The 23,404-nt window shown below is 36.5% G+C and carries 21 protein-coding genes; 14 read left to right on the forward strand and 7 right to left on the reverse strand.

The features are described 5' to 3' along the window. Positions 1–89: 89 nt before the first annotated feature. The 3 genes from B2145_RS13940 to B2145_RS13950 all read right to left on the reverse strand — a co-directional run bounded on the left by B2145_RS13940 (position 90) and on the right by B2145_RS13950 (position 1,449). Positions 90–629, reverse strand: coding sequence for a DMP19 family protein (locus tag B2145_RS13940; protein ID WP_291103414.1), 540 nt, complete (start codon positions 627–629; stop codon positions 90–92). Between the two features lie 319 nt (positions 630–948). Next, a complete protein-coding gene (locus B2145_RS13945; protein WP_291103417.1) occupies positions 949–1,176 on the reverse strand; it encodes a CDGSH iron-sulfur domain-containing protein in 228 nt (75 codons plus the stop codon). A gap of 87 nt (positions 1,177–1,263) precedes the next feature. Beyond that, the gene (locus B2145_RS13950) at positions 1,264–1,449 is read right to left on the reverse strand and encodes a hypothetical protein (RefSeq protein WP_291103420.1); all 186 of its coding nucleotides are present in this window, start codon (positions 1,447–1,449) and stop codon (positions 1,264–1,266) included. A gap of 333 nt (positions 1,450–1,782) precedes the next feature. Here B2145_RS13950 and metG point away from each other — a divergent pair, with 333 nt between their 5' ends. From metG to B2145_RS13970, 4 genes are all read left to right on the forward strand, one after another. Further along, complete coding sequence (metG, locus tag B2145_RS13955) at positions 1,783–3,855, forward strand: methionine--tRNA ligase (RefSeq protein ID WP_291103423.1); 2,073 nt, start codon at positions 1,783–1,785, stop codon at positions 3,853–3,855. Between the two features lie 74 nt (positions 3,856–3,929). Then, positions 3,930–4,853: a DMT family transporter gene (locus B2145_RS13960; protein ID WP_291103426.1), complete on the forward strand. Its 924-nt coding sequence runs from the start codon at positions 3,930–3,932 to the stop codon at positions 4,851–4,853. Beyond that, on the forward strand, positions 4,850–5,539 hold the full coding sequence (locus tag B2145_RS13965) for an HAD family hydrolase (protein WP_291103429.1): 690 nt from the start codon (positions 4,850–4,852) through the stop codon (positions 5,537–5,539). Before B2145_RS13960 ends, B2145_RS13965 begins: the two co-directional genes overlap by 4 nt. 346 nt (positions 5,540–5,885) lie before the next feature. Continuing rightward, positions 5,886–7,145, forward strand: coding sequence for an OmpA family protein (locus B2145_RS13970; protein WP_291103433.1), 1,260 nt, complete (start codon positions 5,886–5,888; stop codon positions 7,143–7,145). Between the two features lie 355 nt (positions 7,146–7,500). Here B2145_RS13970 and B2145_RS13975 read toward each other — a convergent pair whose 3' ends face one another. Beyond that, positions 7,501–7,833: a single-stranded DNA-binding protein gene (locus B2145_RS13975; protein ID WP_291103436.1), complete on the reverse strand. Its 333-nt coding sequence runs from the start codon at positions 7,831–7,833 to the stop codon at positions 7,501–7,503. A 227-nt stretch (positions 7,834–8,060) separates the two neighbouring features. On the opposite strand from B2145_RS13975, the gene B2145_RS13980 reads away from it, so the two are divergent. The 6 genes from B2145_RS13980 (at position 8,061) to B2145_RS14005 (ending at position 14,429) form a co-directional block, all read left to right on the forward strand. Next, positions 8,061–8,411 (forward strand): hypothetical protein, encoded by a 351-nt coding sequence (locus B2145_RS13980; RefSeq protein WP_291103440.1) that lies wholly within the window; start codon positions 8,061–8,063, stop codon positions 8,409–8,411. Between the two features lie 25 nt (positions 8,412–8,436). Beyond that, complete coding sequence (locus B2145_RS13985) at positions 8,437–10,833, forward strand: M28 family peptidase (RefSeq protein ID WP_291103674.1); 2,397 nt, start codon at positions 8,437–8,439, stop codon at positions 10,831–10,833. A 51-nt stretch (positions 10,834–10,884) separates the two neighbouring features. Further along, positions 10,885–11,400 (forward strand): ORF6N domain-containing protein, encoded by a 516-nt coding sequence (locus B2145_RS13990; protein WP_291103443.1) that lies wholly within the window; start codon positions 10,885–10,887, stop codon positions 11,398–11,400. Positions 11,401–11,617: 217 nt separating this feature from the next. Further along, positions 11,618–12,385 (forward strand): hypothetical protein, encoded by a 768-nt coding sequence (locus B2145_RS13995; protein ID WP_291103445.1) that lies wholly within the window; start codon positions 11,618–11,620, stop codon positions 12,383–12,385. 264 nt (positions 12,386–12,649) lie between these two features. Next, positions 12,650–13,504: an SDR family NAD(P)-dependent oxidoreductase gene (locus tag B2145_RS14000; RefSeq protein ID WP_291103447.1), complete on the forward strand. Its 855-nt coding sequence runs from the start codon at positions 12,650–12,652 to the stop codon at positions 13,502–13,504. A gap of 1 nt (position 13,505) precedes the next feature. Then, a complete protein-coding gene (locus tag B2145_RS14005; protein ID WP_291103677.1) occupies positions 13,506–14,429 on the forward strand; it encodes a DMT family transporter in 924 nt (307 codons plus the stop codon). Between the two features lie 73 nt (positions 14,430–14,502). Here the strand turns inward: B2145_RS14005 and B2145_RS14010 are convergent, their stop codons facing one another. Next, the gene (locus B2145_RS14010; protein ID WP_291103449.1) at positions 14,503–16,566 is read right to left on the reverse strand and encodes a M13 family metallopeptidase; all 2,064 of its coding nucleotides are present in this window, start codon (positions 16,564–16,566) and stop codon (positions 14,503–14,505) included. A gap of 228 nt (positions 16,567–16,794) precedes the next feature. Here B2145_RS14010 and B2145_RS14015 point away from each other — a divergent pair, with 228 nt between their 5' ends. The 3 genes from B2145_RS14015 to feoB all read left to right on the forward strand — a co-directional run bounded on the left by B2145_RS14015 (position 16,795) and on the right by feoB (position 19,886). Next, positions 16,795–17,469, forward strand: a complete 675-nt coding sequence (locus B2145_RS14015; protein ID WP_291103452.1) for an SCO family protein — start codon at positions 16,795–16,797, stop codon at positions 17,467–17,469. A 74-nt stretch (positions 17,470–17,543) separates the two neighbouring features. Next, on the forward strand, positions 17,544–17,777 hold the full coding sequence (locus B2145_RS14020) for a FeoA family protein (protein WP_291103455.1): 234 nt from the start codon (positions 17,544–17,546) through the stop codon (positions 17,775–17,777). Positions 17,778–17,783: 6 nt separating this feature from the next. Then, positions 17,784–19,886 carry a ferrous iron transport protein B gene (gene feoB / locus B2145_RS14025; protein ID WP_291103458.1) on the forward strand — a complete coding sequence of 701 codons (2,103 nt, stop codon included), beginning with the start codon at positions 17,784–17,786 and terminating at the stop codon, positions 19,884–19,886. Positions 19,887–20,011: 125 nt separating this feature from the next. Here feoB and B2145_RS14035 read toward each other — a convergent pair whose 3' ends face one another. After that, complete coding sequence (locus tag B2145_RS14035) at positions 20,012–20,665, reverse strand: metal-dependent transcriptional regulator (RefSeq protein WP_291103464.1); 654 nt, start codon at positions 20,663–20,665, stop codon at positions 20,012–20,014. Positions 20,666–20,851: 186 nt separating this feature from the next. Beyond that, positions 20,852–22,723: an Nramp family divalent metal transporter gene (locus tag B2145_RS14040; protein ID WP_291103466.1), complete on the reverse strand. Its 1,872-nt coding sequence runs from the start codon at positions 22,721–22,723 to the stop codon at positions 20,852–20,854. A 215-nt stretch (positions 22,724–22,938) separates the two neighbouring features. On the opposite strand from B2145_RS14040, the gene B2145_RS14045 reads away from it, so the two are divergent. Continuing rightward, positions 22,939–23,349, forward strand: coding sequence for a BrxA/BrxB family bacilliredoxin (locus B2145_RS14045; RefSeq protein WP_291103467.1), 411 nt, complete (start codon positions 22,939–22,941; stop codon positions 23,347–23,349). The last annotated feature ends 55 nt before the right edge of the window (positions 23,350–23,404 follow it).

Consider the following 23,404-nt stretch of genomic DNA (forward strand, 5'->3'; position numbering starts at 1 on the left):
TCACATAGCTATGCATTCTAAAAAAAAATGAAATGCCTTTATAAAACAACAACAACAACAACAACTATGTTTCTATGCGTTTAAAAAACTTATTCTCTTTTAATCTCGTGACCCACAAATTCTTCTAAAATGGCAAACATATCGTCTACCGAAAGCACTTCGAAATCGGGGTGGGTTTTAAGAAAATTTGCATTCAACATAATCAGGTTTTCATCTATTTCGAAAAAAGTATCGTTGTTGAGCAAATCTCTTGTTGGGTTTACACCTTCTAGTTTTCCTTTGAGGAATTTATTGAGCTTCACGCTGCTCATTAATTTCACTTTTTTGGATTGTTGTTGAAATAATTCCAAATGTTTTTCGGCTCCAAGCAACGCCAAACCTTCTTCTATCAACTCGTTTAATTCCTTGTCCCAACTCGAATTATAAACAAATTGGGCAAAATTCCCTTCGGTATATTGCGACACATAATAATCTAAATAATAACTCATTAAAGCATCTTCGTGAATCAAATCATCGTTCACGCCTTCCTCACGCATTAGGTTGATTACCGAAATATTAGAGTGAATTATATCTTGAAGATTTTCACTGTTCATCGCCGTTTCAGAAACTATTATTCTACCGAATTCCATAGGTTTTATGTTTAAATACTTGGCAAATTTACATACTTTTTATTTGGCGTTCTAATTGTCTTGACGGCCAAAATGTGGACGGATTAAAATCCATCCCTACAATATATGCCAAGCCTACGGCTCTTATAGATGCGTAAAAGTTCCGTAGGAACGATTCATATTATAGCAACGGATTTTAATCCGTTGGCAGATATAAAAAACAAAGAATAAAGTTCCGTAGGAACGATACATATTAAATTATTGGGGAGGAACTAGAAAAAAGAGAAAAAGCTACATCGATAAAAATGCAGCTTTTTAGATGATGTAAGAAAGCGTTTTTTTATTTCGTTTTCATTGGTGGCAAATCAAATGCTTTTGAATCACTTTCAAAATTATTACGATGTGATCCATCGCAAAAAGGTTTGTTGGATGATAATCCACATCGACAAAGACCCAATGCTGTTCTCCCCTGTAGTCCAAAAACGGTACCATCTTGGTCCATTATTTCAAAATCGCCTTCAATTTTTATCGATCCGTTTTTATTAATTATTAGTTTGGTCTTGCTCATATTGTTTTTAGTTTTTAAGGTCAAAGATTGCAAAATATATTCTGACTTCATCCTATTGAGGTGCTTTTTTATTTTTTAAAGCCCACACTAACCAATCTGGAAATCTTTGTGAATGAATTCGTCACTGCTCTTTTTCTCATTCATTTTTGCAACTAAAGCTTTCAACCGTAATGCTTTTGCCTTTTTATCTTCTTGAAGTTTAGTGTTTTTTCGTTTTAGCAATTTGGTATGCAAAGCCTTGTTTTTAGTGTTTTTTTCGGGTCCTTTTGCCATAATTTATAATCTTATATAATTATGGTTACAAATATAATTAAAGCCGAATTAAAAATGATGGACACTACAATATGTGCCGAGCCTACAGCTCTTTTAGGTGCGTGAAAGTTCCGTAGGAACGATTTTGTTTTGTAGCAACGGATTTTAATCCGTTGGCAAAAACGACACAAAACCACATATTAAACAATTACAAAAACGTCTTGAAAATGCCAAATCCCTAGCCCCGATAGAAGTGAAAATCCCACGCTTTTGGGCGTGGATTGAAACGAATAGCGGGAAATAGCTTCAAATAAAAATTCTATTGCTTATTTTTGCAGGAAATTAAACTGAATTATGTTACAGAATCCTAAAAGATATACCATTACGGCGGCATTGCCTTATACAAACGGACCCATTCATATTGGGCATTTGGCGGGGGTTTACGTGCCTTCGGATATTTATTCTCGCTATTTAAGATTGCAGGGAAGAGACGTTTTATTCGTTTGCGGAAGTGACGAACACGGCGTGGCGATTTCGATGAAAGCCAAAAAAGAAGGCGTTACGCCTCAGGAAATTATTGATAAATATGACGGTATTATCCGGAAATCATTCTCGGATTTTGGAATTTCGTTTGATAATTATTCTCGAACTTCGGCAAAAATTCATCACGATACGGCTTCGGAATTTTTTAGAACGCTGTACGACAAGGGCGATTTTATCGAGGAAGTGACCGAGCAATTGTATGATGCGAAAGCGGATCAATTCTTGGCAGACCGTTTTGTGGTGGGAACTTGCCCAAAATGTGGCAACGAAGAAGCGTATGGCGATCAATGCGAAAAATGTGGTTCTACTTTAAACGCTACAGATTTGATTAATCCAAAATCGACTATTACGGGTGAAACCCCGATTATGAAAAAGACGAAACACTGGTTTTTACCTTTGGATCGTTATGAAGATTTCTTGAAGGAATGGATTCTTGTTGGACATAAAAATGACTGGAAACCGAATGTTTACGGGCAAGTAAAATCTTGGATTGACGGCGGATTAGAACCTCGCGCCGTTACTCGTGACCTAGATTGGGGAATTGACGTTCCGGTTGAAGGTGCCGAAGGGAAAAAATTATACGTTTGGTTTGATGCGCCGATTGGCTATATTTCATCTACCAAAGAATGGGCTTTGCGCGAAGGAAAAGATTGGGAACCGTACTGGAAAGATCAAGACACAAAACTGGTTCATTTCATCGGGAAAGACAATATTGTTTTTCATTGCATTATTTTTCCTGTGATGTTGAAAGCCGAAGGAAGTTATATTTTACCTGACAATGTGCCTGCAAACGAGTTTTTGAATTTGGAAGGAAACAAACTTTCCACGTCTAAAAACTGGGCGGTTTGGTTGCACGAATATTTGGAAGATTTCCCAAACCAGCAGGACGTGTTGCGTTATGCCTTGACCTCGAATGCGCCGGAAACCAAGGATAATGATTTTACCTGGAAAGACTTTCAGGCGAGAAATAACAATGAATTAGTGGCGATTTTTGGAAATTTCATTAACCGTGTCGTGGTTTTAACCAATAAATATTACACGGGAATTGTTCCAAGTCCGAACGAACTTTCGGAAGTGGACGAAGCGACTTTGACCGAATTGAAAGCGTATCCAGCCGTGATTTCGAGTTCTTTGGAACGATACAGATTTAGGGAAGCTTTGGGCGAATTGATGAATGCTGCCCGTTTGGGAAATAAATATCTGGCCGACGAAGAGCCTTGGAAAGTGATAAAAACAGATCCGGAACGTGTGCAAACGCAAATGTATGTGGCTTTACAAATTGCCGCTGCATTGCGAATTTTGTGTGAACCGTTTTTGCCGTTTACCGCTGCAAAATTATCTCGTATTCTTGTCATTCCGACGAAGGAGGAATCTCATCTTACCTGGAAATTAGTTTCAGAAACATCCGATTTAATTGCTGCCGGGCACCAAATTGGCGAAGCAGAGTTGCTTTTTGCCAAAATTGAAGACGAGGAAATACAAAAACAAATCGACAAATTGGAAGCAACAAAAACCGCTAATTTAGCCGAAAATAAAGTGGTTGAACCTCAGAAAGAAACCATTCAATTTGAGGATTTTGCCAAAATGGATTTGCGCGTCGGCACGATTCTGGAAGCCGAAAAAATGCCGAAAGCCAACAAGCTTTTGATTTTGAAAATCGACACCGGAATTGACGTTCGCACGATTGTTTCAGGAATTGCCGAGAGTTTTTCGCCAGAAGAAATCATCGGAAAACGAGTGACCGTTTTGGTTAATTTGGCTCCTAGAAACCTTCGTGGCGTGGAAAGTCAAGGAATGATTTTGATGACCAATAACGCCGAAGGAAAATTGGTTTTCGTAAATCCAGATGCAGATGGTGTTGCGAATGGGGAAACGATAAATTAATAAAAAGGGAATGATTTTCACTATTTTATTTAAAACAATTAGTGAAAATCTTCTTTTGAATACAGCATAAACAAATGGCAAATGCAAAACCTAGATTAGCTTTAGTTACCGGGATTCTTTGTATTTCGATTTTTCCGATATTGGTTAAACTCAAACTAACTCCTGGGTTAATCTCTGCATTTTATAGGATGGCAATTGCAATAGCCTTGCTTTTACCCTATGTTCTTATCACAAAGAAATTTAAATTGCCAAAAACAAACATTCTGCTTTTAGCGGTTCTTTGCGGGATTTTATTTGCTTCAGATGTTGGTGTTTGGAATATCGCCATACAGGAATCGAGCGCTACCCAAGCCTCATTACTTACTAATTTGTCTCCTTTATGGGTTGGAATTATTTCGTACGTTTTTTTAAAATCAAAACCAGCAACCAATTTTTGGATTGGTACCTCAATCGCTTTGTTTGGAATGGCAATGTTCGTCGGTTTCAAATTTTTTCTTGAATTAAATTTTGATAGGGCTTTTTTATTAGCGGTACTGTCAGGAATTTTATATTCCATCTATTTATTGATTAGCAAAAAAGTACTCTCGCAAATGGATGTGCTCTCTTTTATGACCATCAGTTTATTGTCATCAGCTGTATATCTGGCTATTGTTTGTATAATAGTAAAAGAACCCTTTTCTGGTTTTACGAATATGGGCTGGCTAGTGTTATTCATACAAGCAGTGGTTTGTCAACTTATGGCTTGGCTATCTATTAGTTTTGCGATTCAGCATATGCGAGCCACTAGGGTTTCATTAAGTTTACTAGGCCAAGCGGTGTTAACTTCTCTCCTGGCTTGGTTATTTTTAGATGAAAAAATTAAATTAAATATGATTATTGGGGGTCTTATTTTACTTTTAGGAATCCGAATTACTTTTTATGCAAAAACATTTTTAATCAAAAATAGATTTAATAAAGCGAAAGAGGGTTCCTCTTTAGCGACACAAAAAACAGTATGAAAAACCTAAAAGTAATCGCCTTCGATGCGGACGACACCTTGTTTATCAACGAACCTTATTTTCAGGAAACGGAACAAAAATTCTGTGGTTTGATGGAAGATTATTTGTCGCACCAAGGAATTTCGCAGGAACTTTTCAAGGTCGAAATCAATAATTTGAAAATCTACGGTTACGGCATCAAAGCCTACATTCTTTCGATGATTGAGGCGGCGATGAACATTTCGAACAATACCATTCCTGTAGAAATCATCGAGAAAATCATCGAATACGGGAAAGAATTACTCGAAAAACCAATTGTTTTATTGGACGGAGTCGAAGAAACTTTGGAAGCTTTGCACGGAAAATACAAACTCGTGGTCGCCACCAAAGGCGATTTGTTGGACCAACGCAGGAAACTGCATGATTCGGGTTTGGGACATTATTTTCACCATATCGAGGTGATGTCTGACAAACAGGAAAAAGATTATTCCGATTTGATAAAACGTCTGGAAATAAAACCCAAGGAATTCTTTATGATCGGAAATTCGTTGAAATCGGATGTTTTGCCGGTTTTGGCCATTGGCGGTTACGCCGTCCATATTCCGTTTCACACCACTTGGGCACACGAAAAAATTGACTTTAAAGTAGAACACGAAAACTTTAGTGCTTTTGAAAAACTGACTGATGTTTTAAAAAAACTACAATAGTAAAACCCTTTCAGAAACGAATGACCAAACCAAATTTAGAATTAAACAGTCAAAAAATTAGGATGACTAAGGCTCTATATTCTCATTTTTAAATCCAAACTACTCCCATAATTCATTAAAGAAGTAATATAACTAATACAAAAGTGCGTGTTTTTATATTTTCTATTAATTATTTTAAAATAAATATTTTCCTATTTTTTTTTCAACACATTGATTTTCAAATTCATAAATTTTCAAATCATTTTTACTCTTATAGAATTAATGTTAATACTTATATAATTAACAGTTTAAATTTTCTTATCAAAAATTGTGATGTATTTTTGCAATAAATTTAAATAATAAAATTATGAAAAAAGTAATACTTTCTTTAGTTTTTGTTTTGGCTTTGACAACTTTAAGCGCACAAACAGAAACGGTTAAAACCACGGGAACTGGCTTTAACCAATGGTCTTTTGAATTGGCCGGTGGTTTTAATAAACCACAAAGACCAATGACTGCGGGTTATTCAACTTCCTTAATAAGTCCTTATGTTGTTGATTTAGGAGCTCGTTACATGTTTAACAATAAATTCGGTTTAAAAGCTGACTTTGGTTTCAACAGTTTTACAGGAAAAACCAATTCTCTTAATTTTGACACCAAGTACTATAGAGTAGATTTACAGGCTGTTGCCAACTTAGGTAGAATCATGAGTTTTGAAACTTGGACTCATACAATTGGTTTATTGGGCCATGCTGGTTTTGGGTTATCAATGTTGGAAAGAAAAGATCCTTCTTATCTAAAAGACAGAATGGGTAACTTCATGGCCGGTGTAACTGGTCAAATCAAATTGACTGACAGAATTGCTTTAACAGGCGATTTCACAACTATCCTTGATGCTAAACAAAACGCTGCTTTTGATGGCGCTAGTTCATCAAATGCTAGAGGTTTCAGTGGAATTCTTTTTAATGGCACTGTAGGTTTAACGGTTTACTTGGGTAAAAATGTTAAACACGCTGACTGGGTACTTGATAATGAAGACAAATTCGTTGATATAAACAATAGACTTTCAGCTATCGAAACTAAGATGCTTGACACTGACAAAGATGGTGTAGCTGATTATTTAGATCAAGAACCAAATACTGTTGCAGGTGCAATGGTTGACACTAAAGGGAAATCAATCGATCTTAACAACAACCATGTTCCTGACGAAATGGAAAGTTATTTATTGACAAATTACGGAAGTAAAACGGATAAATCCCCTATTTTGACCAATGACGAATTGATTAAAAACTTGATCAACAGTGGTTATGTTTGTGCTTATTTTGATTTCAACAAATCTCAACCTACCAGTGTTTCTACAGAAAGTATTGATTTTATCTTAACTTACCTAAGAAAGAATCCTACTGCCTCAGTTGACATTGTGGGTCATGCAGATGAATTGGGAAGCTCTGCTTATAACGACAAATTATCTGATGCGAGAGCTACTAACGTGAAAAATATTTTAGTGAAAGCTAATATTGATCCGTCAAGATTAAATGTTATCGCTGCCGGTGAAGACAATTCAGTTGATAAAAAATCAGAAGTAGCAAGAAAATTAGTTAGAAAAGTTACTTTTAGTGTAAAATAAACTATTTTATATTCTCTTAAAAGCCCTAAAGGAAATTTCCTTTAGGGCTTTTTTTATTTTGTCCTGTTCTGAAAAAGTTGACCACAAAGTTAAAAAGGAGGTGAACAAAAATTAAATATATTGCTGTACTTTTGAAAAAGTAAATTTCATAAAACAGTGAAAACCCTTTTAGATATTGAAAATTGTCCGAAAAGTTCTTTTGGAAAAATGATGATTGATGAACGGGTAAAAAGGGTGCAGTCACAGTGTCCAGTTTTGGCAGATAAAAATAAAAAGCCGCAATTTACAGGCAAAATAGCGCTGCAAACTGCGACCATAAACAGATTACTAATTCCCCTTTGGAGGCAAGGCGGCTTTACTTTCCTAAAAGCAGCACATCATTCACGACCACCTCGGTAATGTATCGTTTTTCTCCATTTTTATCGTCGTAACTTCGGTGTGTCAATTTCCCTTCAATGGCAATTTGAAGACCTTTAGTCACATATTTTTCGATGATTTCGGCAGTTTTTCCCCAGGCAACGACTTTGTGCCATTCCGTTTGTTCCACTTTTTCTCCTTTGTCGTTTTTGTAGCTTTCATTTGTGGCGATGGTCAGATTGGCTACTTTTTTTCCTCCGTCAAGATTTTTGATTTCGGGATCGTTCCCTACGTTTCCAATTAACTGTACTTTGTTTTTCATTGCATTCATGGCGTGTAAAATTTAAATTGTTAGTGTATGTTTTGCTGAATTATTCGTTTAAATCAACAGGGCAAAGATGCGATGACTCGAAACAGTTATTCGGTTGATAACTACTTACTTTCGGTTGTAGTTATTTGTAACCGTTTGTAAATGGAAATTAATTATTACATTTGGTTGATTTATAGAAATTTACTGATAAATTATTTGAGACAACCGTTCACAAAAAACACAAAACCATGGACAAAACCTGCCTTGAATGTGGAGACAAAATTGTAGGTCGCGAAGACAAAAAGTTTTGCAGTGACGGCTGTCGCAATGCCTACAATAACAAAATAAACAAAGACAGCACTAATTTTATGCGCAACGTAAATAACAAATTGCGCAAAAATTATCGCATTCTTTCAGCCTTGAATGTCGATGGAAAAGGAAAAACTACCAAATCAAAACTATTAAGCAAGGGTTTCGATTTTGAGTTTTTTACCAATATCCTAGAAACTAAAACAGGAAACACCTACTATTTTGTTTACGACCAAGGATATCGCGTTTTAGAAGATGATTATTATATGCTTGTCAAAAAAGAAATATAGACCCCAAACCTAGAAACCTACTATGATGAAAAAGAATTATTCCTCCGTTATCTCGATAGCATTTATCCTCGGAGTCCTTGTGTTATTGTTTGCCACAATGATGCCGCAATGGACAACCAACAGTCAAGTTCCGCTTTCTGAATTTTCGACCCAAAGAGCTTTGGAACAAGTCAAAAATATTTCTAAAGAGCCGCATTTCGTTGGTTCCGGAAATCACGAATATGTTGCCAATTATTTGGTGAAAGAATTGCAAAAAATGGGCTTGGAAACTTCCGTTCAGGAAGGTTTTTCTTTTTCGGATTGGGGAACCTTGACAAAATGCAAGAATATCTTGGCTCGAATAAAAGGGACTGACAGCGAAAAAGCCTTGCTGTTACTTTCTCATTATGACAGCGCGCCACATTCGGCTTCTCATGGCGCGAGTGATGCGGGTTCCGGCGTGGCAACAATTCTCGAAAGTGTCCGTGCTTTCGTGTACAATAAAAAACCGCACAAAAACGACATCATTATTCTATTTTCTGACGGGGAAGAATTAGGTTTAAACGGTGCCGCTCTTTTTGTGACAGAACATCATTGGGCAAAAGAAGTGGGTTTGGTGCTGAATTTCGAAGCCCGCGGTTCTTCGGGTCCAAGTTATATGTTAATGGAAACCAATGGTGGAAATGCAGCATTAATAAAAGATTTCGTGGCAGCAAATCCAAAATATCCCGTGACCAATTCCCTGATGTACAGCATTTATAAGATGCTTCCCAATGACACTGACTTAACGGTTTTTAGAAAAAATGGCAACGTTCAAGGCTACAATTTTGCCTTTATAGATGGGCATTATAATTATCACACGGCTCAAGACGACATCAACCATTTGAGTACAAACACGTTGGCGCACCAAGGAACTTATTTGATGCCGTTGCTGGATTATTTTTCGAATGCCGATTTGAAAACTACGGAAACCAAAAATGACGATGTTTATTTTACGATTCCGTATACTTTAGTAAGCTATCCATTTGACTGGGTTTTACCAATGGTGATTATTGCATTTGGACTCTTTATTATTTTAATATTCGTCGGGATCGCGAAACGAATTTTATCTTTCAAGGAAATTGCAAAGGGATTTATTCCCCTATTCGGCTCCATAATTATTTCTGGATTAATTACCTTTTTTGGATGGAAAGGTTTGCTCATAATATATCCACAATATAATGATTTGCTCAACGGTTTTACGTATAACGGCCACGATTACATTGCGGCTTTCGTGCTGCTGAGTTTGGCTATTTGTTTTGCTTTTTACCAAATTTTCTCTGCCAAAAAAGTGACGATGAACCATTATATAGCTCCGTTATTTATTTGGATCATCATCAATTTGGCAATCGCTTTAAAGCTAAAAGGCGCTGGATTTTTGATAATCCCTGTTTTTGCGGGATTAATTATGCTGGCTTCATTTATCCTTACCCAAAAATCGAATTGGAAACTAAACCTCTTCTTAAGCATTCCAACATTGTTAATTATTGCGCCATTTATTCAAATGTTTCCAATAGGTTTGGGATTAAAAGTACTTTTCGGAAGTGCCCTTCTTACTGCATTGGCTTTTGGATTATTATTACCCGTTTTTGGTTCGTTTAGACGAAAAGGACTTTCGTCATTAATACTGCTTTTAGTTGCGATCGGTTTTTTTGCAAAAGCGCATTATTACTCAGGTTATGAGTTGGGCAAAGCCAAATCAAACAGTTTGTTGTATGTTCTTGACGCCAATAAAAACAAATCCTTTTGGGCAACCTATGACGCCAATCTTGACGAATGGACAAAAGAATATTTGGGACAAAATCCAAAAAATGCCCAAAAATTAAATTCACTTCCTCTGACAAGCAAATACAATTCAGGTTTCACCTTTATGGCGGATGCGCCAATGAAAGACATCGCCAAACCGACGGTCGAATTTCTGAAAGACAGCGTCGTTGGAAATAATCGCTATTTAAAAATCCGAATTACGCCCAACAGAAAAGTCAATCGATACGATATTTTTGCCAATGAGGATTTGGTTTTTCAAAATTTCAAAGCCAACGGCTTGTCGGTTTTAGGTCAAAAAGGCTCCAAATACGAACGAAATGGCAAGAAATTGTTGAGTTATTATGTGGTGGATCAACTTCCGTTAGAAATCGAATTTAGCATTCCTGCTTCAAGTATTTTGGACATGGATTTGATGGAAAGTTCATTTGATTTGATGGAGAATCCCTTGTTTTCGATGACAAAAAGAGCCAATTGGATGATGCCAACACCTTATGTATTGAATGATGCCGTGGTGATTAAAGAAAAAATAAAACCAAGTGCTAAAATAGTTGAACAAAAGCCTTTGAATTCCAGAATTCGTTATGCTGTCAAAAAAGATAGTCTGACGATTGTTAAAGATAGTTTGAAAAAACCATAATCAAAATATATCATCACAAATTGTGATGATATAAAATAATCCATAATCTCTATGCAAGTAACTACATTACAATCTAAAATATATGACATTCGAGGTCAAAAAGTCATACTAGACTTTGATTTGGCAATGCTTTATGAAGTGGAAACTAAAGTTCTAAATCAAGCCGTCAAAAGAAACATCAAGAGATTTCCTGTCGATTTTATGTTTCAGTTATCAGATGATGAATATAATTCTCTAAGGTCACAAATTGTGACCTTAGAGAATGTTGGTCGTGGAAAATACAGCAAATATTTGCCTTTTGCTTTTACCGAACAGGGCGTTGCTATGTTGAGCGGAATTTTAAATTCGGATGTGGCGATAAACGTGAATATCGCCATAATGCGAACGTTTGTCATCATTAGAAAATATGCTTTGGAACACAAAGAATTCAATGAAAAGTTATTGGAAATAGAAACCAAATACGATAAAAAATTTAGTGATATTTATGAAGCGTTGAATTACCTCATCAAAAAAGATGAAAAGGAAACGGTTCAAAAAGAGCGTAAACAAATTGGTTACAAAAAATAATACAACCCCAATTACAAATGAAACAATTTCAATAGCAAATTAATAGCTATATTAGCTAAAAAAACAAAGCCTTTTAGGACACAAAGTTGGCTAAAATAGGTGGAATGGAGGCGTTTTAGGGCTGGGATATGCAAATTAGGAGTAATTGCGCAAATCAACGGAGAATTCACTCAATAAACTAACAGTGAAATTTTAAGAAAATAAAAAAATGAAACCAATGACTTTAATTTTAATCGGAGCATTAATTGCTATCCTAGGAGGAGTTACTGGAGCAATCGGTACGTGGAAGCAAAATAAGAATTCTTCAGAAAAATCTACACGAATTGAAACTGGTGTTAATAAAGGAGTTTCAATTGGAGAAACTACAAATAAAGAAGTACTAAAATTAAGAAACGAAAATCAAGACTTAATAGCTCAATCTGTCGAACTTAACAAAAAGAATGATATACAGATAAGTACAATTGATGCTTTGAGAAAAGAAAACATAGATCTTTACTCAAAGTTAGCAAGTTCCTCTCTCAATATTTATAACAATTTAACTGGTGGAGATAGCTACTGTTATTGTTTTTTTCTTATATCAACTTATTATAAATCAAAAGATACAGGGAACTTAGTTTTCAAGCTTGGGGACAATAACAAGAATCCTTTAAAAAATGTACAAGCAAGAATTTTTGATCTTAATACATACGACAAAGAAAATCCACCAACTCCAGATGATCTTTTTAAAAATTTGATTAATTTTCAAAGCATAGAAACTGATGGAAGCGTTCAAGTACCAACTAAATACCATTTAGATAAGCAAAAAGGTGTTAACTTAAATATCTTCTATTCAGCAAATAATGGTTTTTTTACCCAATTACTACGTATGAGGTTTGTCAATAATGAATGGACTTCTGCCACAATAGTGATACGAAATGAGGATACTATATTTAAAAATATTGATAAAAATTATCCTGATAAAATTTCTAATAAAATATTTAAATAACTAAGCCCAACACGTCTCTAGCCATTTGCAAATTCATCGGCTAAACGTAAATAGGAATGATCATTTTTAATCGTATTTTCGTTTAGCCGAAAATACTCGTTTTCAAAACTTGCAAATGGTTAGAGGTTTGGGTATGTTACAAACACTCCAGAATAAAGCATATTCCCCCATTTAAAAACCGTAAAAACTTTAAATAATAAAGTAAATAGCTACGCTATTTACTTTATTATTTAAACTACTTTTGAGGACTCTATTTTTTTTACAATGACGCAAATTAGCATTCTCGGTTGTGGTTGGTTGGGTTTGCCTTTGGCGAAAGCCTTGCTGGAAAAAGGATTTTCAGTAAAAGGTTCAACGACTTCTCCGATGAAACTTTCGGTTTTAGAAAACCTGAAAATTCAACCATTTCTAATTTCGCTTGAAAGCAAAAATGTTTCAGGAAATATTGAAGGTTTTTTAGAAAATTCTAAAATCTTGATTATAGATATTCCACCCAAATTAAGAGGAAATTCGAAAGAAGATTTCGTTGGGAAAATCGAAACCTTGATTCCATTTATTGAAAAATCCTCAATTGAAAACGTGCTTTTTATCAGTTCGATTTCGGTTTATGGCGACGACACTTCTCCCGATAGCAATCGGGATGCGCTCAGTGTGACAGAAGAAACAATCCCGATAGCTATCGGGACAAATCTAAACACCGAAAGTGGCAAACAATTACTACAAACAGAGCAACTTTTGCAAAGCAATTCCAACTTTAAAACCACCATTCTTCGCTTTGGAGGGTTGATTGGTGAAGACCGACATCCCATGAAATTTTTGGCGGGTCGTGAAAATCTTGAAAATCCTGAAGCACCCATAAATCTCATTCATCAGGTTGACTGCATTGGCATCATTCTAAAAATTGTTTGTCACACTGAGCCTGTCGAAGTGTGGAACGAAACCTTCAACGCTGTAGCCCCTTTTCATCCAAGTCGAGAAGAATATTACACCCAAAAAGCCGTCGATTTGAACTTGGCTTTGCCAAAATTTAATCACGAAAACCTTTCTGTTGGAAAAACAATTTTGAATGGTAAAATAAAGACCATTTTAAATTATACTTTTGCCAAACCAAATTTATAAAGTGAAAGCCAAAATACAAAATGCCGTATCATCTAAAGTAAACGCTATTGGTTTACCAATAATCGCCTTGTGCTGGGTGTGCTTTTTCTGGGGGACTACCTGGATTGCCTCGAAAGAAGGCGTGAGAAATATGCCCGCTTTGCAACTTGCCGGCATCCGACAATTTATTGGCGGATCCCTTTATGTTGGCTACTTCTTGTATAAAAAAGCGCCTTGGCCGAAAGGAAAACAATGGAAAACAATCATCATTTTAAGCATCCTTAATTTTGCATTAAGTAATGGACTGAGCACCTGGGGGGTGAAATACATCAGTAGCGGTTTGGGCGCCATTATCAATGCAGTGTTCCCATTATGGATCGTGATAATCACCGTTTTTAGAGGCGAAAAACTGGTGCGATTGGCCGTGTTTGGTCTAATTGTTAGCTTCGGTGGGGTTTGTGTTATTTTTTATGATCATCTAAACGACTTCATAAATCCCGATTTTAGATTTGGTATTTTACTTTCGATACTATCAACGATAAGTTGGGCTTTTGGTAGTTTATATACCAAGAAAAAAGCGGCCACTTTCAATCCTTATTTTAGTCTTGGATTACAAATGCTGATTTCAAGTACCGTACTTTTTACCATTACAGGCGCAACTGGAACAAGTGTTCCCATAAGTTCAATTCCGGCAAATTCCTGGTGGGCGATTGCCTATTTAGTGGTATTTGGTTCCGTTTTATCCTTTATTGCTTATATCTATATGCTACAAAGACTCCCTCCGGAAATAAACAGTATTTATGCTTACGTCAATCCTATTGTAGCCGTTCTTTTGGGGGCAATAATTTTTGGAGAACCTCTCACAATGGCTATTGCCATAGGTGGCGCAGTGACTTTGGGCGGATTGTATATGGTCAATTATTCGATACGGAAAGCGAGGATGTAATGAATTGTAATCCTCCAAAAACAAAAAAATTCCCAAGCTCACACTTGGGAATTTCTATTATAACAAATTTTTATTACCAGATTTTCACTCTTTTCTCGGGAGCAATATACATCCCGTCGCCTGGCTTGAGGTTGAAAGCTTCATAAAAAGTATCCAGATTTTGCAACGGCACATAAGCGCGGTACATTCCTGGTGAATGTGGATCCGTTTTTATACTGTTTTTTATGGCTTCGTCCCGCGTTTTAGTACGCCAAACTGTTGCCCAAGAAATGAAGAAACGCTGTTCCGGTGTGTAACCGTCGATTAATCCCGGGTTTCCATTCTCTTTTAAATAAAGCTGCAATCCATCATAAGCGGCATTTGTCCCTCCTAAATCGCCTATGTTTTCTCCCAACGTAAATTTCCCGTCAACATGAACTCCCGGCAGTGGTTCCAAAGCACCGTATTGATCTGCAAGTGCGCCTGTTAAAGCCGTAAATTGTTTCAAATCGCCTGCTGTCCACCAGTCAACGAGGTTTCCGTCGGCATTATAACGTGATCCGGAATCATCAAATCCATGAGAAATCTCGTGACCAATTACGGCTCCAATTCCTCCATAATTTACCGCTTCATCAGCTTGATAATTGTAAAACGGGGGTTGCAAAATAGCCGCTGGAAATACAATTTCATTATACGATGGATTGTAATAGGCATTTACCGTTTGTGGTGACATGTGCCATTCTGTTTTATCAACGGGTTTATTAAGTTTATTTAAATCTTCTTGAAAGTTCCAACGAGAAATATTTTTTGAATTATCAAAATACGTTCCTCCTTCTTCCGGGCTGTTTAAAGTCAAGGCGGAATAGTCTTTCCATTTGTCCGGATAACCAATTTTTATCGTTGCTTTATGTAGTTTTTCAATGGCGCTTAACTTTGTTTCTGGCGACATCCATGTTAAATTATTGATTCTGTTTTGGTAAGCCGCAATGATATTTTTAATCATTTTTTTGGCTTTAACCTTGGCTTCTTCAGGGAACATTTTCTCCACATATAATTTTCCAAGTGCTTCCCCAACTGTTCCATTAATGACTTGCAAAGCTCTTTCGTCACGAGGTCTTTGTTTGATGGCACCAGTTAATGTTTTACCGTAAAATTCCCAGTTTGCTGTTTCTATAGCTGTTGACAAACTTCCAGCCGATTTGTTTAATAAAGTCCAACGCAAATACGATTTCCAACCTTCAACCTTATTTTCTTTGAAAATAGTCTCTAAAGCAGTCATGTATTTTGGTTGTGAAACAACCAAAGAATCTACATTTTTTAAACCAATATTGTTTAAATATACATTCCAATCAATGGAAGGCGTAAGTTTTCCCAAATCTTTAACCGTCATTGGATTGTATGATTTTCTTCGGTCTCTTCGCTCAACTCTATCAAATCTTGGTTTTGACATCTCAGTTTCCAATGCCAAAATTGTAGTAGCATCTGATTTTGCTTTTAGTGGTTTTTCGCCTAAAAATTGCAACATTCTAGCCACGTGCAAAACATATTTATCTCTTTTTTCTTTAGAATCCTTATCGTCAGAAACATAATAATCCCTGTCTGGCAAACCAAGGCTTCCTGGGCCAACAGTTATCACATTTCTGTTGCTGTTCTTAGCATCTGAACCAATACCAACACCAAAAAACCCTATACCGCCAATAGGTTCCATCTCTATTAATAATGCTTGTAAATCCTTGACGTTTTTTACTGCATTAATTTTTGCCAAATACGGTTTTAGTGGAGATAACCCTTGTTTATTTCTGGCAACGGTATCCATAATGGTTTTATACAGATTTACTGATTTTCCTTGATCTGTATTTGATTTGTATTTTGGATTCGTTGCGGCTTCTTTCAAAATATCCAAGGCATCTTTATCCGTTTTTTGACGCAATTCATTGAAGCTTCCCCAAGAAGTTTTGTCACTGGGAATTTCGGTTTTGTCTAGCCAATTTCCGTTTACGAACCTAAAAAAATTGTCATTTGGCTTTACGTTCGTATCCATATAAGAAACATTAATGCCCGGTTCTTTCTTTGCCGGAGCATTTTGTGCATTGGCTGTTGTAAATCCAATGATTACAGGAATTACAAAAAAAAGCTGTTTTTTAAAGTGTATTTTCATCTATTTTAATGGTTTAGTTATTATCACAAAACTATTCATAATATTTCAAATAAAAGATTAATTCCTTTAAAAAAACATTGTGTTAATTTAATTTGAAACAAATGTCCTTTTCGTAATTTTGCACCAAATCATTTTTATGAAATGAGCATTCCGTAAATTCGATAAAATCTTAAAAAAGTTAAATGCGAATTACATATGACCATTAAAAAAACAAATAAAAATCTACATATGAAATCAATTCTTTATAGATACCGAAAATTCATAGTTGGGTTTTTAGTTTTTTCCGCTGTTACGCTTTATTTTTTTTATATGGCTTTGAAGCCGGCGAAAACCCTGCCTATATACAATCCGGCAGATGTAAACCCGGAATTGGTCGACACTACTGTTCAATATATAAGCAAATACCACACGATTGCTGATTTTTCATTTACCAATCAAAACGGAAAAACCATCACCCAAAAAGACTATGAAGGCAAAATTTATGTTGCCGATTTTTTCTTCACGACTTGCGGTTCCATTTGTCCAAAAATGACAACCAACTTGATAGATGTGCAAAAAGCTTTTCTTCATAATCCAAAGGTGATGTTGCTATCGCACACCGTTTTTCCAGAAATTGACAGTGTTTCAGTTTTGAAAGAATATGCCAAAATATACGGCGTAGATGACAACAAGTGGAACCTAGTTACCGGAGACAAAAAAGAGATTTACACAATGGCACGTAAATCCTATTTGGCGGTAAAACAAGGAAAACCAGATCAACTCTATGATATGGTTCACACAGGAAATTTTGTCCTTGTCGATTCAAAAAGACGCGTTCGCGGCTTTTATGACGGGACAAAAAAGGAAGAAATTCAAAGACTAATCGAGGATATAAATTGGCTTTTGGAAGACGAAAAAAAATAGCAAACCTGATAATTGTCACTTAATATTCTTTTTTTATCTGTACTTTTGTAATCTAAATTCAATCTAAATAAGAATTGCGAACTACAATAGCCAACCTAAAAAAAGGAGACAAAGCCATCATCAAGGATTTTGATGTAGAAGCCATTCCGTTAAAACTATTGGAAATGGGATGTTTGCCTGGAAATCAGGTCGAACTGCTCCAAATCGCGCCCTTTGGTGATCCTCTGTTTTTAGATATAAATGGTTCTCATCTTGCCATTCGTATCGAAACTGCTCGTGAAATTGAAGTTGAAATTATTGCAAAATAAGTTGAAATGAGCAAGCAAACCATCAATGTCGCTTTAATCGGGAATCCAAACGTGGGGAAAACTTCGGTTTTTAACCAGCTTACCGGATTGAACCAGCAAGTGGGAAATTATCCTGGAATCACTGTCGAAAAAAAATTGGGTTTTTGCAAATTGCCCGACAATGTCAAGGCAAATGTGCTTGATTTTCCCGGAACGTATAGTTTGAACGCCAGCTCTGTCGATGAAAATGTGGTAATCGAACTTTTGCTCAACAAGAAACATTCTCTTTATCCCGACGTCGTCTTATTGGTTGCCGAAGTAGAAAATTTGAAGCGAAACTTATTGCTTTTTACCCAAATAAAAGACTTGGAAATTCCGACCATTTTAGTCATCAACATGATTGACAGAATGGATAAAAAAGGAATTTCATTAGACATTCCCTATTTAGAAACGCAGTTAAAAACCAAGATAGCACTGGTAAGTTCCCGAAAAGGTTTGGGTTTTGAAGAACTGAAAAAAATGATTACCGCATACGAAACGCTTCCCACCGAACCGTGTTTAAATGCTTCATCGATAGACGAAGTTTACTTCAATACTCTTCGAAAAACATTCCCGAACCAGTCTTTATACAAGCTTTGGCTCGTCATTACACAAGACGTAAATTTTGTGGATTTGAACCGAAAATCGCTCGAAAACAATTCGTTTACAAAAACCAATTCCGAGCTGAAAAGATTGCAACAAAAGGAAACCGTTAAAAGGTATCAATTCATAAATGAAACTTTAAAAATTGGTCAAAAAATTGACTCCGCATTGGCCACGGATTTCAGAAGCAAGCTCGACCGAGTGCTCACACATAAAGTTTGGGGTTACCTGATTTTCTTTTTCATATTATTCGGAATTTTCCAGTCGATTTTTGAATGGTCAAAAATCCCAATGGATTTCATTGACCGAACTTTTGCAACACTAAGCACTTTGGCAAACGAAAACTTGCCGCCCGGAGCATTCACCAATTTAATTTCGCAAGGAATTATTCCTGGAATTGGCGGAATTTTGATATTTATTCCTCAAATTACCTTTCTGTTTTTATTCATTTCCGTTCTCGAAGAAAGCGGTTATATGAGTCGTGTGGTCTTTTTGATGGACAAAATTATGCGCAGATTTGGACTTTCTGGCAAAAGTGTCGTGCCTCTTATTTCTGGAACTGCTTGTGCCATTCCGGCGATTATGGCAACGCGAAACATAGAAAACTGGAAAGAAAGATTGATCACGATTTTAGTGACCCCGTTTACCACTTGTTCGGCGAGATTGCCGGTTTACGCCATTATTATTGGGTTGGTAATTCCCGACAAATTTATTTTTGGCTTTCTAAATTTGCAGGGATTGACCTTGATGTTGTTGTACCTTATTGGTTTTGGAATGGCGATTCTTTCGGCTTATGTTCTAAATAAAGTCCTGAAATTGAATTGCAAAACCTTCTTTGTAGTCGAAATGCCCAACTACAAATTGCCGATGTTCAAAAACGTGGCGATAAATGTGGTCGAAAAAACCAAGGCTTTTGTTTTTGGAGCCGGAAAAATTATCTTGGCAATATCAGTAGTTTTATGGTTTTTGGCATCCAATAGTCCAACCAAAAAATTCAATGATGCCGAAGCGATTCTTATGTCAAAAATCGAGAATCAGAACTTGTCAAAATTGGAACTAAAAAACAAGGTCGCTTCCTATAAATTAGAACATTCCTATATTGGAATAATGGGAAAAACCATCGAACCCGCTATTTCGCCTTTGGGTTACGATTGGAAAATTGGCGTTGCCATCATCAGCTCGTTTGCGGCAAGGGAAGTTTTTGTGGGAACCTTGGCAACCATTTACAGCGTCGGCGGAAGCGATAATGACGACACCATAAAGAACAAGATGAAGGCCGAAATTAATCCCGAAACCGGGGAGAAAATATTCAATTTTGCTTCCGGGATTTCGTTGCTGTTGTTTTATGCTTTTGCAATGCAATGTGCAAGTACATTGGCAATCACGAAAAAGGAAACCAACAGTTGGAAATGGCCGTTGGGCCAACTCGTTTTTATGAGCAGTTTTGCCTATATTGTAGCATTGATCGCTTACCAAATTTTAAAATAAATCGTAATGGTACAAGAAATTTTAGCTTATCTAACCCTTGGAATTGCAGTTGCTTTTTTGGTCAGGAAATTCTTTTTCAAAAAGAAAAAAACCGACAAAAACTGCGGTGACGACTGCAACTGCGGTTAAACGACCTTCACAAAAAGATTCGTCGCTATTTTATGCGAAATCGTCAATTCTTTAGCATTCACTTTTATTTTCGTGGAAGAATCGAAAGTTTCTTTGGAGATGATTTCGATTTTTGAACCCAAAGCGATTTCCTGTTTGTCCAAATATTTCAAGAATTGGGACGAAGAATCTTTCACTCCAACACAAATCCCCATTTGGTTTACAGCTAAATCCGAAAGTAACTGTTTTTCCGTTTTAACAATTCTTCCCTTTGCATCCGGAATTGGGTCGCCGTGAGGATCTTCGGTGGGATTGCCCAGAAAATCATCGAGTTTATTAATGAGTTGTTCGGATTTTATGTGTTCTAACTGTTCGGCGACATCGTGCACTTCGTCCCAGGAAAAGTCTAGTTTTTCAACCAAGAAAACTTCCCAAAGACGATGCTTTCTGACAATCATTTTGGCGGTCAGTTTCCCTTTTTCGGTCAAGGAAACTCCTTGATATTTTTTATAGTTTACCAAGTTTTTTTCGGCCAGTTTCCTAAGCATATCCGTCACTGATGAAGCCTTGGTTTCCATCTTTTCGGCAATGGCGTTCGTGCTCACTTCGGCATCTGAAATGGCGGTCAGGTGATAGATGGTTTTAAGATAATTTTCTTCTGAAAAAGTCATAAGATTTTTGATTTTGGCAAGTGTTTATAATGAAATTTTTACCGCAAAGTCGCAAAGTTCTTTACTTTTGTTTGTAAATTTAAGTTCACAAAGTTAAAAACATCTTTATTTTGAAAATATTTGTCTTAAATTTTCGATAAAACTTTGTGCCCTTTGTGCCTTCTTTGTGTTCTTTGCGGTTAAACATTATATTTTTACGATAAACAACGGAATCGAAATCTTGTGTCGCAATTTGTCAACGGTTGTTCCGAAAATTAAATCCTTGATGCCGGTATGACCGTGGGTTCCCATCACCAAAACATCGAATTTTCCGTTATTGATAATTTCCGGAATTACTTTGTTTGGTTTGCCAAATCCTAATTTAGTTTTTACTTTAAATCCTTTTTCCGAAAGCATTTCCTTGTATTCGGCCAATAATTTTGCGTCAATCAAGGTTTCATGGTCCTCAATGTTTTTGCCGTAAACCATAGCCCCCACGGTTTCCACGACGTGAATCAAGGTGTATTTTGCTTCCATTCCGCCCAACTCAAAAGCGTTGTTTATGGCAACGGCATCGGCGGAAGAGAAATCGACTGAAACGGCAATATTCTTTTTGTTATACGTTCCCATTTTAGAAAATTGCAATTTTAAATTGTGTGGCGAATGGTTTTGAATATCCTGTTTTGCCTTGGTAATAAACGGTTTCAAAATAATATAAATTAACAAAATCAGAAATCCCATCGCCAGCGGAACAACCGTCAACCATAATACAACAGGGTTTTCGGATATTTCAAGCCAGTCCTTAATTTCGTCAAAAACTAGTTTGACGTTAAGTAAAATGATGATCGAAGCAACGGTCCAAGAAACAATTTGGGTAGTTTTGCTAATATGAAAACCTCTCATTTTGGTTTTATCGCTCACAAAATGAATGAGCGGAATAATGGCAAAACCCAATTGCAAACTCAAAATGACTTGGCTCAAAATCAAGAGTTTTCCTGTTATGCCTTCGCCAAAAATCGTAATAACAATTAATGCCGGAACAATGGCAATTAATCGGGTGATTATCCTTCGCACCCAAGGCTGAATTCTTAAATTAAGATAGCCTTCCATAACGATTTGTCCCGCTAATGTTCCCGTAATTGTGGAACTTTGACCTGCCGCAATCAAGGCAACCGAAAACAATATTGGCGCCCATTTTGTTCCCAGCATTGGCTGCATAAATTGGTAGGCATCCTGAATTTCGGCAACATTAAACATTCCGTTTTTGTAGAATGTGGCTGCCGCCAAAATCAAAATTGCGGCGTTTACAAAAAAGGCAAGGTTCAAGGCAATCGTACTGTCAATCAAATTATATTTTAAGGCTTGCTTGATTCCTGCGGCGGTTCGGTCGAATTTTCGGGTTTGTACCAATGACGAATGAAGGTATAAATTATGCGGCATAACCGTGGCTCCTATAATCCCGATGGCTATGTAAAGCGCTGCCGAATTTGGCATCGAGGGAATCAGACCGTAAATTACTTTTCCCATTTCTGGCTGGGCAAAAAACAGTTCGAAAATAAACGAAATTCCAATTATCAAAACCAAAGCAATGATGAAAGCTTCCATTTTTCGGATGCCTTTATTGATGAGAAACAACAATAAAAAAGTATCCAAAATAGTAATCATCACCGCTTGAATCAACGGAATTCCAAACAATAAATTAATCCCGATTGCCATTCCCAACACTTCGGCAAGATCGCAGGCAGCGATGGCAATTTCGGCAAGGATATAGAGAATGTAATTAATGAATTTCGAATAGGTTTCTCTTGAAGCTTGCGCCAAATCGCGTTGGGTTACAATTCCTAGTCGCGCACTCAAACTTTGCAAAAGCAAGGCCATCAAGTTGCTCATCAACAAAACCCAAAGCAAGGCATAACCAAACTGGCTTCCGCCGGCAATATCGGTTGCCCAATTTCCCGGATCCATATAACCAACACTAATCAAATATGCCGGCCCAAAAAAAGCCAATATTTTTCTGAATCCTGTTTTCATATTTTGGGTTGCCACCGATTGGTTTACTTCCCCCAATGATTTGTTCATAACACATTAATTTGGAAACAAATATAATTATTTTTATCAATCAAATAAAATTTTTAGACGAAACTAAATCATTAGCTCCCAAAAGTTATTTATGATTATATAACTATAACAAATCTTTATCTCTTTTGCATATTTCAAAAGACGAAAACTTTGTAACTTTGCAATCCCGAAACATCGGGGCAAACAAAAAAACAATAAACTTTAAATTAAAAAATATGTATCCAGAAGAAATGGTAAAACCAATGCAAGCTGAATTAACGACTGCAGGTTTTCAAGAATTACATACAGCCGAGGCCGTTGAAAAAGCAATGAAAGCAAAAGGAACAACTCTTGTGGTTGTCAACTCCGTTTGTGGTTGTGCTGCCAGAAATGCACGTCCGGGAGCAAAAATGAGTTTAGACAATGCTAAAAAACCAGATCATTTAGTGACTGTTTTTGCAGGAGTTGATAAAGAAGCCGTGGCATCTGCAAGAGAATTTATGTTCCCTTTCCCTCCGTCTTCGCCAAGTATTGCTTTGTTCAAAGATGGCGAATTAGTTCATATGTTAGAGCGTCACCACATCGAAGGTCGACCAGCTGAATTAATTGCCGAAAACCTGAAAGACGCTTTCGACGAGTATTGTTAATTCATTAAAAATTGCAATAAAAACCACGATTACTCGTGGTTTTTATATTTTCAAC

Source organism: Flavobacterium sp. UBA5153, assembly GCA_002413745.1.
In the GTDB taxonomy this organism is placed as follows: domain Bacteria; phylum Bacteroidota; class Bacteroidia; order Flavobacteriales; family Flavobacteriaceae; genus Flavobacterium.